Genomic DNA, 16,188 nt, shown 5'->3' with positions numbered 1-16,188 from the left:
TAAATGCACCCTCTTTGAAGTTGGTCAGGTCACGGGTCGCCTGGACGCCGCGCAACCTGTGGCGAGGGGATTCATCCCCGTCCGGCTGTGCAGCAGTCGTAAAATCAGCGACTGGTTCTATCTGAAGAATCGCGGTGTCTGGATAGGGGCTGCTGCGCGGCCCAACGGGGATAAATCCCCTCGCCACAGATAAATCCCCTCACCACAATGGTGTTCACTCCAGACTTCGCGGGTCTTAGAAAACCGAGGCGTAATCGCCCAGTTCGACCTGTACCGATTTGATGCGTGTGAAGTTGTTCAGCGAGCTGATGCCGTTTTCACGGCCCACGCCCGATTGCTTGTAGCCGCCGACCGGCATCTTGGCGTCGGATTCGCCCCAGGCGTTGATCCAGCAGATACCGGCTTCCAGTTGATGAATCACGCGGTGAGCGCGGTTCAGGTCTTTGGTGACAACGCCAGCGGCCAGGCCGAAGTCGGTGTCATTGGCGCGACGGATCACTTCTTCTTCGGTTTCGTAAGTCAGGATGCTCATCACCGGGCCGAAGATTTCTTCGCGAACGATGGTCATCTCGTCGGTGCAGTCGGTGAACACGGTCGGTGCCACGAACGCGCCTTTGGCGAAGTCGCCTTCGGTCAGACGGCTGCCGCCGCACAGCACGCGAGCGCCTTCTTCCTTACCTTTGGCGATGTAACCCAGCACGCTTTCCATGTGGGCGAAGCTGACCAGCGGTCCGAAGTTGGTGTTCTCGTCTTCCGGGTTGCCGACGCGGATGCGCGCAACGCGCTCAACGATCTTGGCTTCGAACGCGGCTTTCAGGTGGCTCGGCACGAACACGCGAGTGCCGTTGGTGCAGACCTGACCGGAGCTGTAGAAGTTGGCCATCATCGCGGTGTCGGCGGCGCGATCGAGGTCGGCGTCGTCGAAGATGATCAGCGGGGATTTGCCGCCCAGTTCCATGGTCACGTCTTTCAGCGAAGACGCGGAAGCGCTGGCCATCACCTTCTTGCCGGTGTCGGTGCCGCCGGTGAAGGAGATTTTTTCGATGCGTGGGTGTTCGGTCAGCCAGGTGCCGACTTCACGGCCGCTGCCGGTCAGGACGTTGAACACGCCAGCCGGAACACCGGCTTCGGTGTAGATCTCGGCCAGTTTCAGCGTGGTCAGGGAAGTGACTTCGCTTGGCTTGAAGATCATCGCGTTACCGGCCGCCAGGGCAGGTGCGGATTTCCACAGGGCGATCTGGATCGGATAGTTCCACGCGCCGATACCGGCCACGACGCCCAGCGGCTCGCGACGGGTGTAGACGAACGAAGTGGTGCGCAGCGGGATCTGCTCGCCTTCGATGGCCGGCACCAGACCTGCGTAGTACTCCAGCACGTCAGCGCCGGTGACGATGTCGACGTACTTGGTTTCGGAGAACGACTTACCGGTGTCCAGTGTTTCCAGGGCAGCCAGTTCATCGTTGCGCTCGCGCAGGATGTCGACGGCACGACGCAGGATGCGCGAACGCTCCATGGCGGTCATTGCAGCCCAGATTTTCTGGCCCTTTTCGGCGCTGACCACCGCGCGCTCAACGTCTGACTGGGTCGCACGCTGTACGGTTGCGAGGACTTCACCGTTAGCCGGGTTGATGGCTTCGAAGGTGGCGTCGCTGCTGGCGTCACTGTAGCCGCCATCGATGTAGAGTTTTTGCAGTTCGAAACGGGCCATATAGTCCTCGCAAGAGCATAAGTTGGTTGGCGGTAACCACTGGGCGTGCCTTATAGCTTGGGCAACGCTGGTCAGTGGCGGTTCAGGGGCTGAGCGATTATGTGTGCTCTAACTCACCTGCTTGGCCAGTTGGAAATCCATGTATTCGTAAGCGATTTGGTGCGCTTGCTCGGTGTCGAAAGCATCTCCCGACAGCGCGCCGCGCAACCACAAACCGTCAATGAGGGCTGCCAGACCGCGGGCTGCACTGCGCGCGTCATCGAGCGGCAATACACGGCGGAACTGGCAGCACAGGTTGGAATACAGACGGTGATCGTTGATCCGCTGCAACCTGTGCAAAGACGGGTGGTGCATGCTGGTGGCCCAAAAGGCCAGCCAGGTTTTCATTGCCGGGCCATTGACCTGGCTGGCGTCGAAGTTGCCTTCGATAATCACCTGGAGGTGGGCCCGTGGGCTGCTGTCCTCCAGCGCCTGACGGCGCGCGGTGACGTTCTCGCTGAGGACACTCATCAGATACTGCGCCGTGGCAGCGATCAGGCCGTTCTTGTCCTGAAAATAGTGACTGATGATGCCATTCGAGACACCGGCCAAACGGGCGATCAGCGCAATGCTGGCGTCCCCCATTCCGACCTGATCTACCGCCTGCAATGTGGCTTCGATCAACTGCTGGCGGCGGATGGGTTGCATACCGACCTTGGGCATCTTGCACATCTCCTTAGGCCTTCCGGTGGACGTGAAACGTCTATCGGATTGAGGGCCAGTCTATTTTGTTTTGATTGAACGTTCAATCAACAAAGAATAAGATCTGCGACAATTCGTCGCTGCCTACAGGTTTTTCCTACACGTAGTTGGCGGAAAAACGACGTCTGAAAACGCTCGAAACCCCCGCGCACTGGCGCTCCCGGGCTTCGGGCTTTTTTCGGGGTGTCTTTATATCACCCGCCGGTCGGCTGCCAACTAACCGATTAGTCGGGTACCGCGTTGCCTTGTGTTCTTCTCTCGCACTGCCTGGAGCATCTGTGCCATGAGTTCTGCCTCTCTTATAAAGACCCCACCCGAGAAGGTGACGGTCAACGGTTGGGTGTTCTACACCTCTACCGCGTTGATCCTGTTGTTGACCGCCATTCTGATCATCGCCCCGCAAGAGGCCGGCAGATTGCTTGGTATTGCCCAGGCCTGGTTGTCCCGCAGCTTCGGCTGGTACTACATGGTGGTGATCGCCGCTTACCTGGTCTTCGTGGTCGGCCTGGCGTTTTCGTCCTACGGCAAGCTCAAACTGGGCAGCAAGGACGACACCCCGGACTTCAGCTACGGCGCCTGGGCGGGGATGCTGTTCTCGTCGGGTATCGGCATTTCGCTGCTGTACTTCGGTGCCTCCGAGCCGCTGGACCACTACTTCAATCCACCGGAAGGCGTGGCCGCCAGCAACATGGCTGCCCGTCAGGCGGTGCAACTGACCTTCCTGCACTGGGGCCTGCACGGCTGGGCGATCTACGCATTGGTCGGCCTGGCCGTTGCTTATTTTGCCTACCGTCATAACCAGCCGCTGGCGTTGCGTTCTGCGCTGTATCCGCTGGTCGGCGAGCGTTGGGTCAAAGGCGCGGCCGGTCATGCGGTGGACGGCTTCGGCATGTTCGTGACCCTGCTGGGTCTGGTGACGAACCTGGGGATTGGTTCGCTGCAAGTGTCGTCGGGGCTTGAAAACCTGTTCGGCATGGAACACAGCAACACCAACCTGCTGATCGTGATCATCGTGATGAGCACCGTGGCGACCATCGCGGCTGTGTCTGGCGTGGAAAACGGTATTCGCCGTCTGTCCAACCTGAACATCGTGCTGTTCAGCGGCCTGCTGATTTTTGTCCTGTTGTTCGGCCCGACCTTGCACCTGCTCAATGGCTTCGTGCAAAACATCGGCGACTACCTGAACGGCGTGGTGCTGAAGACCTTCGACCTCTATGTGTACGAAGGCGACAGTGAGAAGTCCGACCGCTGGTTGGGCCTGTGGACCTTGTTCTACTGGGCTTGGTGGATTTCCTGGGCCCCATTCGTCGGCATGTTCATTGCGCGTATTTCCCGTGGTCGCACGGTGCGCGAACTGGTGGCCGGCGTGCTGCTGATTCCACTGGGTTTCACCCTGGCGTGGCTGTCGATCTTCGGTAACTCGGCCCTGGACCTGGTGATGAACCATGGGGCAGTGGAGCTCGGCAAGACGGCGCTGGAACAGCCGTCCATGGCGATCTACCAATTGCTTGAGCATTACCCGGCGTCGAAGATTGTGATCGGCGTGTCGATCTTTGTCGGTTTCGTGCTGTTCCTGACCCCGGCGGATTCCGGCGCGGTGATGATGGCGAACCTTTCGTGCAAGGGCGGCAACGTCGACGAAGACGCTCCGCACTGGCTGCGGATCTTCTGGTCGGCGGTGATCACGCTGGTGACCATCGGCCTGCTGTTCGCCGGTAACTTCGAAGCCATGCAAACCATGGTGGTGCTGGCCGGTCTGCCGTTCTCGGTGGTGCTGGTGTTCTTCATGTTCGGCTTGCACAAGGCGATGCGCCAGGACGTGCAGATCGAACAGGAGCAAGCGGAGCTCGCAGCCCGCGGTCGTCGTGGTTTCAGCGAGCGTTTGACGCAGCTGGACTTGCAGCCGAATCAGTCGATTGTTCAGCGTTTCATGGACAAGCAAGTCAGCCCGGCGCTGGAAGATGCGGCTGTGCAATTGCGCACTCAGGGTCTGGATGTGCAGACGTTGCTGGGCAAATCGAAACGCTGCATGGGCGTGCGGATCGAGATGGAAGAGGGCAACCCTTTTGTCTACGAAGTAAGCCTGGACGGCTATCTGGCAGCGGCGAGCGACACGGTTTCGGCTGAAAGTGCTGATGAACCGCGTGCACGTTACTACCGCGCCGAGGTGTACCTGCACAACGGCAGCCAGGACTACGACTTGATGGGCTTCACTCAGGATCAGATCACCCGTGACGTGCTCGATCAGTTTGAAAGCCATCGGCAACTCCTTGGCCGTGTCTATAGCTGAGACTTGAGGTGATGCGGTGCAAGTAGCTGCACCGCAGATCCATTGTGGCGAGGGGATTTATCCCCGTTCGGCTGCGCAGCAGTCGTAAAACCTGCCAACGCGATCTCCCGAAATACCGCTGTGCCTGGTTTTGGGGCCGCTTCGCTGCCCAACGGGGATAAATCCCCTCGCCACATTTGTCAGCGTTCCGAGCCTGATGTCTGCACTAACAAAAACGCCGCGATCCTCTCGCGGCGTTTTTGTGTGTGTTGCCTTACCCCAGATTCTTGCCGAGCAGTGCGTGATACAGCTCACTATCCCCGAGAATCCCGACCACCTTGTTGTTGTCGTGCAGCACCAGTTTGTTGCCCGTCTGATAACGAATCTGCAGCGCTTCGCGCATGCCGATGTTCGAATCCACTACCGTTGGCCGACGACCCAACCCTTCAACCGCTTGACCCGGCACCCAGTTCTGCAGATCCAGGCTCGCGCCGTTCTGGCGAGCGCCCTTGATGGTGTTGCCTTCCGCCAGGTCCAGCCACGAATCACCGCCCGGATCCAGACACACCGAACCGTTGATGCGTTTGCAGTTGTCGAGGGTGCGCATCAGGCTGCGACCGCACAGTACGTTCAGCGGGTTGGTGTGGGCCACGAAGGTCCGCACGTAATCGTCCGCAGGGTTCAACACGATCTCTTCCGGCACGCTGTACTGAACAATGCGGCCGTCTTTCATGATTGCGATACGGCTGCCGAGCTTCAGGGCTTCATCGAGGTCGTGGCTCACGAACACGATGGTTTTGTTCAGCTTGCTTTGCAGTTCCAGCAGTTCGTCTTGCAGGCCTTGGCGGATCAGCGGGTCAAGGGCCGAGAACGGTTCGTCCATCAGCAGAATGTCGGCATCCATCGCCAGCGCGCGGGCCAGGCCCACACGTTGCTGCATACCACCGGAGAGCTCGTCCGGCTTCTTGTTGCGCCACTGGGTCAGGCCCACCAGCTCAAGTTTTTCATCGACCAGTTTTTTCCGTTCTTTCTCCGGACGACCCTGCATTTCCAGACCGAAGCTGATGTTCTCGCGAACGGTCAGCCAAGGCATCAGGGCGAACTTCTGGAACACCATCGCAATGCGCTTGGTGCGCATCATTTTCAGTTCCGCCGGGGTGCAGGAAGCGATGTCGATCTGCTTGCCTTCGTGCTCGACGAACAACTTGCCGCGGCTGACGGTGTTGAGGCCGTTGATGCAGCGCAGCAAGCTGGACTTGCCTGAGCCGGACAGGCCCATCAGTACACAGATTTCACCCTTTTCGACGTCCAGGCTGGCCTTTTCTACGCCAACAATCTGCCCGGTCTTTTTCAGGATCTGGTCACGGGTCATGCCTTGGTCGAGGAGTTTCAAGGCCTCGCGCGGGTCTTTGGAGAAGATTACGTCGACGTCTTCGAAGCGAATAATGCTCATGCGTCACCCCCTACTTTAGCGTCGGGTTGTTTGCAGATACGGTCGAGCATGATCGCCAGCAGTACGATCGCCAGGCCGGCTTCGAAGCCCAGGGCGATATCAGCAGTGTTCAGTGCGTTGACCACGGGTTTGCCCAGGCCGTCGGCGCCCACCAGTGCCGCGATCACCACCATCGACAGCGACAGCATGATGCACTGGGTGATACCGGCCGCGATGCTTGGCATGGCGTAAGGCAGTTCGATGCGCGCGAGCAGTTGACGGCGCGAGCAGCCAAAGGCTTTGCCGGCATCCATCAATTCTGCGGGAACATCACGGATACCCAGGTAGGTCAGGCGGATAGGCGCGGCAATCGCGAACACCACCGTGGAGATCAGACCCGGGACCACACCCAGACCGAAGAGGGTCAGGGTAGGAATGAGGTACACGAAGGTCGGCACGGTCTGCATCAGATCGAGCACCGGACGCATCAGTGTGTAAAACATCGGTTTATGCGCGGCGACAATGCCCAACGGCACGCCGATGACCACGCAGACCAGGGTGGCGAACAACACCTGGGCAAGGGTTTCCATGGTTTCCTGCCAGTACCCCAGATTGAGGATCAGCAGGAAGGAGGCGATGACAAAAACGGTCAGGCCCCACTTTCGTTGAATGAAGTGTGCCAGTAGCGCGATGAGGCCGATCAATGCCAGCGGGTTGAACCAGGTCAGCGCAAAAGTCACGCCGTGGATCATCGTTTCCAGTGACACGGCGATTGCGTCGAAGGTGCTGGCGCCGTTTTGCGTCAACCATTCAACGAAGCCCGCGATGTACTGGCCTAAAGGTATTTTCTGATCAATCAGCATGGTAGTGAACGTCCGCATGCAAGGAATAAACAGCCCAGGCGAGCACGCTCGCCCGGCGTAAGCGATTTACTGCGCGAGCTTGGCTTTCACGGCCTCCAGGCCTGGTTTACCGTCAATGGTGGTCACGCCAGCGAGCCAGGTATCGAGGACCTGTGGATTCTTTTTCAGCCAGGCCTTGGCGGCCGCGTCAGGCTTCATTTTGTCGTCCAGGACGTTGCCCATCAGGGTGCTTTCCATGTTCAGCGTGAACTGCAGGTTTTTCAGCAACTGACCGACGTTGCTGCATTCCTGCGCATAGCCCTTGCGGGTGTTGGTGTAGATGGTTGCCTGGCCGAAGTTCGGGCCGAAATAGTCGTCGCCGCCGGTCAGGTACTTCATCTTGAAACGCGTGTTCATCGGGTGTGGTTCCCAGCCCAGGAACACCACGGCGGTGTTGCGGCGCTGGGCGCGATCGACTTGCGAGAGCATGCCTGCCTCGCTGGACTCGACCACCTTGAAGCCGGCGTCTTTCAAGCCGAAGGCGTTCTTGTCGATCATGCTCTGGATCAGGCGGTTGCCGTCGTTGCCTGGTTCGATGCCATAGATCTTGCCGTCGAGTTCTTTCTTGAACTTGGCGATGTCGGCGAAATCTTTCAGACCCTTGTTATACAACTCTTCGGGGACGGCGAGTGTGTATTTTGCGTTTTCCAGGTTGGCGCGCAGGGTCTCCACGGTGCCGGCATCGCGGTAGGCCTTGATGTCGTTTTCCATGGTCGGCATCCAGTTACCCAGGAACACGTCCATGTTCTTGCCGTCGGCCAGGGACTTGTAGGTCACCGGAACGGAAATCATCGTGGTTTTGGTCTTGTAGCCGAGCGCATCGAGAACGACGCTGGTGGTGGCGGTGGTGACGGTAATGTCAGTCCAGCCGACATCGGAGAAGTTTACGGTGCTGCACTGAGCGGGTTCTGCGGCTTGAGCCAGTAACGGCAGACTCAGCATGGCGGCCAACAACAACGACGGGGAACCTTTCATGGATGGACTCCTTGGTGTTTTTTTTGGCAGTGTTCCGACTGGACCACCGCACTTATAGGTTGCGGTTGGATGGCGTTTTGGAGACATCTCTACCACGGCGCCTTGCAATCGAGTCGATACGATCATGTACCAGTGAAAATCTGACGCCTACAGGGTGCGTCGTAACCAGTACAGGGATGGTCGCATCCAGTGTCGGTGACGTCGTTTACAGCTTTTTTCAGCCCCCTTTGCCCCTCCGATCCGCAAAAAAACGGCGAAAACGCAGCGTCAAAGCCTCGCGGCGTTGGTGGGCATGAGTGCGTCGGTGTGAGACGTCGAACGACATGACAAAAGCCTGATGATGCGGCCATCTCGGCGGATTGCAGCTTGAGCGTAGCAGCTCCGTCACTGGGCGCTTTTGCGTCTGGAGTTGGCACATCCAGGAGTTCGGCAGTAATGGCTATCAGTGTTTTCGACCTGTTCAAAATCGGCATCGGCCCTTCCAGTTCGCACACCGTGGGACCAATGCGCGCCGCGGCGCTGTTCGTGCAAGGTTTGCGTGAGCAGGGTCTTTTGGAACAAGTACGGCGCGTCGAAGTTCAGCTTTATGGTTCGTTGTCGGCCACCGGCATCGGTCACGGCAGCGACAACGCAGTGATCATGGGCCTGATGGGCGAGTGGCCGGACGCGATCGATCCGTCGCAAATCGGCATTCGCATCGAAACCCTGCGCGAAACCCACACGCTGTTGCTCGACGGTCGTTTGTCGGTCCCGTTCATCTGGGCCCGGGACATGCGCCTGATCGACGAGAACCTGCCATTCCACCCCAACGCCATGACGCTGATCGTCGAAGGTGATGACGGCGAGCTGCATCGCGACACCTACTATTCCATCGGCGGCGGTTTTGTCGTTGATGAGGCACAGGCTTCAAGCGGCGTGGTCGATCTGGACCGCACCGTGCTGCCGTACGATTTCTCCACCGCCGTCGAGCTGCTCAGTCTCTGCCAGAAGCACAACCTGCGCGTCGCCGAATTGATGATGGCCAACGAGAAGGTCTGGCGCAGCGAAGAGGAAATCCGCGCTGGCCTGATGACACTCTGGCGCGCTATGCAGGATTGCGTCGATCAGGGCCTCAAGCACGAAGGCATCTTGCCCGGCGGCCTGAATGTGCGCCGGCGCGCGGCCAAGTTGCACCGTAGCTTGCAAGAGCTGGGAAAACCCAACGTCATCGGCTCGACCTTGAGCGCGATGGAGTGGGTCAACCTGTTCGCCCTGGCGGTCAACGAAGAGAACGCCGCCGGTGGGCGCATGGTGACGGCACCGACCAATGGCGCGGCGGGGATCATTCCGGCGGTGCTGCACTACTTTATGAAGTTCAGCGAGGTGGTGACTGACGCCAACGTAGTCGACTATTTCCTCAGTGCGGCGGCGGTAGGGATTCTGTGCAAGAAAAACGCTTCTATTTCCGGTGCCGAAGTCGGTTGCCAGGGCGAAGTCGGTTCGGCCTGCGCCATGGCGGCGGCCGGGCTGGCGGAGATTCTGGGTGCGACACCGGAGCAACTGTGTAACGCGGCGGAAATTGGCCTGGAACACAACCTCGGCCTGACCTGCGACCCGGTGGGTGGGCTGGTGCAAGTACCGTGCATCGAGCGCAATGCGATTGCCGCGGTGAAAGCCATCAACGCAGCGCAGATGGCGCTGCGTGGCGACGGTCAGCACTTTATCTCGCTGGATCGGGTGATCCGCACCATGCGTGATACCGGTGCCGATATGCATGACAAATATAAAGAGACATCGCGGGGTGGGTTGGCGGTTAGCGCGGTGGAGTGCTGATACCGAGTTGACCCCGTTCGCGGGCAAGCCTCGCTCCTACAGAATCACGCGATCCCTGTAGGAGCGAGGCTTGCCCGCGAAGGCGTCAGACCAGTCAAAACTGCGCGCTAAGTGAACACCGGAATCAAAACGCGCCACGTTTTGGAGCGTCGCTTACAGATAAGCGACTGGCCCGAGATCCGGGATCCAAGTTGGCCATTACCGCCTGTCACCTGTGCTTGTGGTGACACTCTCCCTCAGGTCGCTGTAGCCCTGTTCCCACAAGTGCTACCGATTTGCTCACGCCCAACGGGGCAGAGCGCCTCCCGCCGATAATGGCACTTATAACCCCCACTTGCGGCACGGCTTATATAGACGCGGCGCGACGTCGTTTTCAGGAGTTATTGAACGGCCATTCAACTTTAGGCATGGCATTTGCTCTGTCATTACAAAGCCCGTCTCCCACGCGAGAACGATGGCAATAACAAGAGCCTCCGCCTGAGGCCATCACCCGCTTTGTGTGAGGAGATACCGCGATGACGACGTTCAACTCCGGGGCCCAACCCCAGAACCGTGCGCCTCAATCCATCGGCTTTTTGCTGCTGGACAATTTCACGCTTATTTCTCTGGCCTCCGCAGTAGAACCCCTGCGCATGGCCAACCAATTGTCCGGTCGTGAGCTGTATCGCTGGACCACGATCACAGTCGACGGTGGTCAGGTCTGGGCCAGTGACGGTCTGCAGATCACCCCCGACTGCTCCATGCACAAAGCACCTGCCATGGACACCATCATTGTCTGCGGCGGTATCGGCATCCAGCGCACTGTTACCCGTGAACACGTTTCGTGGCTGCAAAGCCAGGCGCGTCAGTCGCGCCGTCTCGGTGCGGTCTGCACCGGCAGCTGGGCCCTGGCGTGCGCCGGCCTGCTGGACGGTTTCGATTGCAGCGTGCACTGGGAATGCCTGGCCTCGATGCAGGAAGCTTTCCCGCGTGTGGCCATGAGTACGCGTTTGTTCACCCTCGACCGTAACCGTTTCACCAGCTCCGGCGGCACCGCGCCGCTGGACATGATGCTGCACCTGATCAGCCGCGATCACGGTCGTGAACTGTCCGCCGCGATCTCGGAGATGTTTGTCTACGAGCGCATCCGCAACGAGCAGGATCACCAGCGTGTGCCGCTCAAGCACATGCTCGGCACCAACCAGCCGAAGTTGCAGGAAATCGTCGCGCTGATGGAGGCCAACCTCGAAGAGCCGATCGACCTCGACGAACTGGCGGTGTACGTCGCCGTGTCGCGTCGTCAGCTGGAGCGGCTGTTCCAGAAATACCTGCACTGCTCGCCGTCGCGTTACTACCTGAAACTGCGCTTGATCCGCGCCCGGCAGCTGCTCAAGCAAACGCCGATGTCGATCATCGAAGTGGCATCGGTGTGTGGCTTCGTGTCTACGCCGCACTTCTCCAAGTGCTACCGCGAATACTTCGGCATTCCGCCGCGTGACGAACGCGTAGGTTCCAACACCACCCAACAAGTGGCGATGATGCCGCTGCCGCAAGCACTGGTGCTGTCACCGTTGTCCGGGCCGTTGTCGGCGCTGAGTCAGGCGCGTAACGAATCGACGTTCGCCAGCGTAAGGCTCTAGACCGGGTTGGATTCATCGCGAGCAGGCTCGCTCCCACATTGACCGAGTTCTCTCAGGGGAATGCGGTCAACTGTGGGAGCGAGCTTGCTCCGGGCGGCGTTCCGACGATGGGTTCTATCAGGCGCTACGGCTCTGTTGATATTCAGCCAACGCGGGCAGCAATTGCCTATCGATGGCCTGGCGCACGGCCGGCAGAATGGTCGCGCTGCTGGTGTACATCTGCTTGACCATCGTGCGCAGTTCCGTTGCCCGTTCGTTGTTCAAACCCCGTACCGCGCATTCGCAGGCCTGTTCAGCGGTTGCACCAGGGGGCACAGCGAATCCTAACGCCTTGAGCTGGCCCAACAGGTCTTCCTGGTCTATCAAATCGGCGTACATCATGACGCAATCCTTCTTCAGGGAACGGTGTCGTGGCTCGATTCTCGTAGGGGTGCGGAGTGGCGGCAAGGACGATTTGTCGCAATGGCCGCAATACCTATGAACAGGTCGTTTTCGGCTAACTTGCGCAGGAGGAGAGTGGGCACACTGGGATCAGCTGGCTTCACGAAGGTTTGGTCACCCTCGCGCAACGGCTCCTCAACAGTACCCACCTCTGCCCCGATCCTGTCACGGCTTGATCGGGGTTTTTTTTGCCTTGCTGAAAGCAAAAGATCGCAGCCTTCGGCAGCTCCTACAGGTACAGCGTACCCCGTCATTTCACGGGTGCACACAACCACTGTAGGAGCTGCCGAAGGCTGCGATCTTTTGGCGGTTTAACGCTGAAGAACGAGGATGCGCGACAACAATTCATCCCGATCGACATAGCACCCCTGGAAATGCCGGGCACCAGTGGCGGGGTCGAAGGCGTTGCGGGCGTGGAGGGTGCGGCGGTTGTCGAAACACCACATTTCGCCGGGGTTTAACCGTGTCATCACGCGGAACCGTGTTTCGCGAGTCATCGCAATAAAGCGGCGGTAGGCGTGATAGAGAGCGGGCATCTGCTCGACCGACGCATCGAACGGACCGCGCAGGAAATTCGCCATGCGAATTTCCGAAACCTGCCCAAAGGCATCCAGCGCGATGATCGGAGCGAGACGGCGGTAGTCGCTGTGGCGGTCTTTGTTGCGGAACTCCACAGGTATTTCGCAGAGGCTCTTGAACGCCTCGGGATCTTCATGGCGCAAGGCTTCGGCAATGGCAAAACCGTCGACGAAAATACTCTCGCCACCGTCAGCGTCATTGACCAGGCAATGCAGAAATTGCAGCCCCGGTTGCAACTCCCGGGTCGGCAAATCGCTGTGCAGCGGCAGGTTGAAAGCGGTGTAGGCATTGCTGTCGGCATCGGCCTTGGATTGCACGTTGAACAGCACGCCAAAATTGCTCTCGCGGATGAAAGAAATCCGCTGGGCGATCAACTTCAACGAGCCCGGCTCGGTGGGCACGCCGCGCACCTGGGTCAGGCCGGTATCGCGCACGGCCAGCAGCCATTGCAGCAGGGCGTCGTTGTCGTTCATCAACGCCTGGTAGTCGAATACCGGCAGCGTCAGGTCGCTGTTCCAGAGCTGGCTTTTGGGCTTGGCGGCCCGGCGCTCGGCGCGGGACTCATCGTCGTAAGCATGGGCCCGTAACCAGCCAGGATCGAAGCGGCTGAGATGGCCGTCCTGCCAGTCGACACGCAGGCAGCCTTCGGCATCAATGCTGACGTCCGAGGGCTTCAGGTTTTCGGCGACGTCGACGATTTCCAGCACTTGCTCGCGGGTTACGGTGTAGACGCACAGCGGGCACGGACAGTTGTCCCGCAGCCACTGATGATGAAACGGGCTGACACGGTCATCGGCCCACTTCACTTGAATTCGGTCCGCCAGGGTGTGTACGGCGGTCAACGCGCTGATCAACGGGTAGGTACGGAAGTCGGCAAAAGCGGCGGCGGTGTTCAATGGCGATCTCCTTGTTATTTTTTAGGGGGTAACGCGATCACTCGGCCAATGTAGTCGGGGGCGGGAAGGTCGGTTTGCTCGGCGACGATGGCTTGAAGCTTGCTCAAAGTGTCTTCGCTGAACGGTGCGGAGCGCGGTCCGGCGAGGTCGACGTGCAACAGCATTTGCTCGTTACCCGCCAGCTCCTTCTCATCTCCGACCAGATGCAGGCTGTGATAGAGGTGCAGGCGTTTGCTGTCGTGGCCGATGATTTGGGTGTGCACTTCGACGTCGGCGTCGAGCTTCACTTCGTGCAGGTAATTGAGGTGCAGTTCGAGGGTGAACAGCGAATTGCCGCTGGCTTCGCGGTTGTTGCTGTCCATGCCCAGGCGATCCATCAGCGCATCGGTGGCGTAGCTGAAGATGAGCAGGTAGAAGGCGTCGCGCAGGTGGCCGTTGTAGTCGACCCAGTCGGGGATGATTTTGGTTTGGTAGGTGGTTAGGGTGGGCATGATTGGGGTTCCGGGAGGTGGGAATGTTTATGGTTCAAGATCCACCCCTCACCCCAGCCCTCTCCCCATAGGGGAGAGGGGGAAAGGGGGCCGATCTCCATGCTTTTCAAAGCCTGAGTTCGACTCAGTTCTTTCAGGTCGATGTCGCTCTAAGTACACCTCGGTCAGTTCCCTCTACCCTCTGGGGAGAGGGTTAGGGTGAGGGGGCGATCTCCAGCCGATCACTATCAGTCGGCAAACGCCATCCCATGCTTCTCTTTGGTGGTTTTCACCGCCTCCAAAACCGCCAGCAAGCAATCATCACGATAGCGCTCCAACGCCGAAATGCTGTGCGTGCCCAACTGATCACTAGTGCCATCCACCACATCATCAATCAACTTGTCTGTCAGCTCCGGCGCCGGCAAATACGTCCACGGCAACTGCAACGCCGGCCCGAATTGCGCCATGAAGTGCCGCATGCCCGCATCGCCACCCGCCAGGGTATACGTCAAGAACGTGCCCATGAACGACCAGCGAAGACCCGCGCCAAAGCGAATCGCATCATCGATTTCACCAGTGGTCGCCACACCGTCGTTGACCAGGTGCAGCGCCTCACGCCACAGCGCTTCGAGCAAGCGGTCGGCGATAAAACCGGGTACTTCCTTGCGCACATGCAGCGGACGCATGCCTAAGGATTCATAGACTTTCATTGCCGCTTGAACAGCTTCCGGCGCGGTGTTTTTGCCGCCAACCACTTCCACCAAGGGCAGCAGGTAAACCGGGTTGAACGGGTGGCCGACCACGCAGCGTTCAGGGTGTGTCGAACTCTCGTAGAACTCGCTTGGCAACAGGCCGGAAGTACTGGAACCGATCAAGGCATTGGGCTTGGCCGCCGCGCTGATTTTGCTGTGCAGTTCCAGTTTCAGGTCCAGACGCTCAGGGGCGCTTTCCTGAATGAAATCCGCGTCGCGAACGCACTCTTCAATGGTGGCGACAAAGCGCAGCCGATCCTGCGATGCACCCGGCGCAAGGCCCTGCTTCTCCAAAGCACCCCAGGCATTGGCGACGCGTTTGCGCAGCGCGGCTTCGGCACCGGGCGCCGGGTCCCAGGCCACCACGTCGAGGCCGTGGGCGAGGGCGCGGGACACCCAACCGCTGCCGATGACACCGCTGCCCAAGGCGGCGAAGGTTTTGATTTCAGTGATAAAGCTCATGGCGACGTCCTAAAAGAATTCGGTGATCCCTTGTGGGAGCGGGCTTGTGTGGCGAGGGGATTTATCCCCGCTGGGTCGCGAAGCGGCCCTAAACCTGTGACTGCGGTGTTTCAGATAAACCGCATTCACCGAGTTTGCGACTGCTTCGCAGCCGAACGGGGATAAATCCCCTCACCACACCCGCTCCCACAGGTGAGGTGTAGGTTCGGGTTAACCGCGCTTGGTCAGGCCCATTTTTGCCCGGCCTTCCGCCGGCGTCAGAACACGGGCGCCGAGACGGCTGAGGATTTCCGAGGCGCGTTCGACCAGTTGGCCGTTGGTCGCCAGTACGCCTTTGTCCAGCCAGATGTTGTCTTCCAGGCCGACCCGCACGTTGCCGCCAAGTAGCACCGCTTGCGCAGCCATCGGCATTTGCATGCGACCGATGCCGAACCCGGCCCAGACCGCATTGGCAGGCAGGTTGTCGACCATGGCTTTCATGGTGGTGGTGTCGGCCGGCGCGCCCCACGGGATGCCCAGGCAGAGTTGGAACAGCGGGTCGTCGAGCAGGCCTTCCTTGATCATCTGCTTGGCGAACCACAGGTGACCGGTGTCGAAGATTTCCAGCTCGGCCTTCACGCCCAGCTCTTGAATGCGTTTGGCGCCAGCGCGTAGCTGGGCCGGGGTGGACACGTAGATGGTGTCGCCGTCGCCGAAGTTCAGGGTGCCGCAATCGAGGGTGCAGATTTCCGGCAGCAGTTCTTCAACGTGAGCCAGACGGGTCAGCGGGCCGACCAGGTCGGTGTTCGGGCCGAACTCCATCGGGTTCTCGCCAGCGCCGATTTCCAGGTCGCCGCCCATGCCGGCGGTGAGGTTGACGATGATGTCGACGTCCGCCTCGCGGATGCGCTCCATCACTTCGCGATACAGCGCGACATCACGGCTGAATTTGCCGGTTTCGGGGTTGCGAACGTGGCAGTGAACGACGGTGGCGCCAGCCTTGGCAGCTTCCACGGCGGCAGCGGCGATTTGTTTCGGGGTGACCGGCACGTGTGGGCTTTTGCTGGTCGTGTCGCCAGCACCGGTGAGTGCGCAGGTGATGATGACGTCGTGGTTCATGAGGCGGGTTCCTTGCAGGCGTGATGATTCCG

13 protein-coding genes are annotated in these 16,188 nt (G+C 59.6%); 3 read left to right on the top strand and 10 right to left on the bottom strand.

The window, feature by feature from the left end; all coding sequences use genetic code 11:
• Positions 1 to 235: 235 nt before the first annotated feature.
• Together betB and betI are read right to left on the bottom strand one after the other, a co-directional pair.
• Positions 236 to 1,708, bottom strand: a complete 1,473-nt coding sequence (gene betB, locus ACA059_RS29430) for a betaine-aldehyde dehydrogenase (RefSeq protein WP_497631913.1) — start codon at positions 1,706 to 1,708, stop codon at positions 236 to 238.
• Positions 1,709 to 1,816: 108 nt separating this feature from the next.
• Entirely contained in the window at positions 1,817 to 2,410 is a 594-nt protein-coding gene (gene betI / locus ACA059_RS29425) for a transcriptional regulator BetI (protein WP_008151939.1), read from the bottom strand.
• A 379-nt stretch (positions 2,411 to 2,789) separates the two neighbouring features.
• On the opposite strand from betI, the gene ACA059_RS29420 reads away from it, so the two are divergent.
• On the top strand, positions 2,790 to 4,739 hold the full coding sequence (locus ACA059_RS29420) for a BCCT family transporter (protein ID WP_497634746.1): 1,950 nt from the start codon (positions 2,790 to 2,792) through the stop codon (positions 4,737 to 4,739).
• A gap of 253 nt (positions 4,740 to 4,992) precedes the next feature.
• Here ACA059_RS29420 and choV read toward each other — a convergent pair whose 3' ends face one another.
• The 3 genes from choV to ACA059_RS29405 form a co-directional block, all read right to left on the bottom strand.
• Positions 4,993 to 6,171 carry a choline ABC transporter ATP-binding protein gene (choV, locus tag ACA059_RS29415; RefSeq protein WP_497631912.1) on the bottom strand — a complete coding sequence of 393 codons (1,179 nt, stop codon included), beginning with the start codon at positions 6,169 to 6,171 and terminating at the stop codon, positions 4,993 to 4,995.
• On the bottom strand, positions 6,168 to 7,013 hold the full coding sequence (gene choW, locus ACA059_RS29410) for a choline ABC transporter permease subunit (protein ID WP_497631911.1): 846 nt from the start codon (positions 7,011 to 7,013) through the stop codon (positions 6,168 to 6,170). Before choW ends, choV begins: the two co-directional genes overlap by 4 nt.
• A gap of 66 nt (positions 7,014 to 7,079) precedes the next feature.
• Positions 7,080 to 8,027: a choline ABC transporter substrate-binding protein gene (locus tag ACA059_RS29405; protein WP_497631910.1), complete on the bottom strand. Its 948-nt coding sequence runs from the start codon at positions 8,025 to 8,027 to the stop codon at positions 7,080 to 7,082.
• A 435-nt stretch (positions 8,028 to 8,462) separates the two neighbouring features.
• Here ACA059_RS29405 and ACA059_RS29400 point away from each other — a divergent pair, with 435 nt between their 5' ends.
• Both ACA059_RS29400 and gbdR read left to right on the top strand, forming a co-directional pair.
• Entirely contained in the window at positions 8,463 to 9,839 is a 1,377-nt protein-coding gene (locus ACA059_RS29400; RefSeq protein ID WP_497631909.1) for an L-serine ammonia-lyase, read from the top strand.
• Positions 9,840 to 10,354: 515 nt separating this feature from the next.
• Positions 10,355 to 11,458 carry a choline metabolism transcriptional regulator GbdR gene (gene gbdR / locus ACA059_RS29395; protein ID WP_415758812.1) on the top strand — a complete coding sequence of 368 codons (1,104 nt, stop codon included), beginning with the start codon at positions 10,355 to 10,357 and terminating at the stop codon, positions 11,456 to 11,458.
• 117 nt (positions 11,459 to 11,575) lie between these two features.
• On the opposite strand, the gene ACA059_RS29390 is transcribed toward gbdR, so the two are convergent.
• The 5 genes from ACA059_RS29390 to cdhC all read right to left on the bottom strand — a co-directional run bounded on the left by ACA059_RS29390 (position 11,576) and on the right by cdhC (position 16,156).
• On the bottom strand, positions 11,576 to 11,839 hold the full coding sequence (locus ACA059_RS29390; protein WP_149416450.1) for a hypothetical protein: 264 nt from the start codon (positions 11,837 to 11,839) through the stop codon (positions 11,576 to 11,578).
• Positions 11,840 to 12,210: 371 nt separating this feature from the next.
• Positions 12,211 to 13,374, bottom strand: a complete 1,164-nt coding sequence (locus ACA059_RS29385; RefSeq protein ID WP_497631908.1) for a gamma-butyrobetaine dioxygenase — start codon at positions 13,372 to 13,374, stop codon at positions 12,211 to 12,213.
• A gap of 14 nt (positions 13,375 to 13,388) precedes the next feature.
• A complete protein-coding gene (locus tag ACA059_RS29380; protein WP_497631907.1) occupies positions 13,389 to 13,865 on the bottom strand; it encodes a thioesterase family protein in 477 nt (158 codons plus the stop codon).
• A 227-nt stretch (positions 13,866 to 14,092) separates the two neighbouring features.
• Complete coding sequence (locus ACA059_RS29375) at positions 14,093 to 15,058, bottom strand: L-carnitine dehydrogenase (protein ID WP_077747265.1); 966 nt, start codon at positions 15,056 to 15,058, stop codon at positions 14,093 to 14,095.
• A gap of 210 nt (positions 15,059 to 15,268) precedes the next feature.
• The gene (gene cdhC, locus ACA059_RS29370; protein WP_140674841.1) at positions 15,269 to 16,156 is read right to left on the bottom strand and encodes a 3-dehydrocarnitine:acetyl-CoA trimethylamine transferase CdhC; all 888 of its coding nucleotides are present in this window, start codon (positions 16,154 to 16,156) and stop codon (positions 15,269 to 15,271) included.
• Positions 16,157 to 16,188 lie beyond the last annotated feature (32 nt).

This window comes from Pseudomonas sp. LBUM1647 (assembly GCF_059716175.1).
Note: the sequence above shows the minus strand (reverse complement) of the source record. Positions and strands in the feature narration are given on the sequence as shown.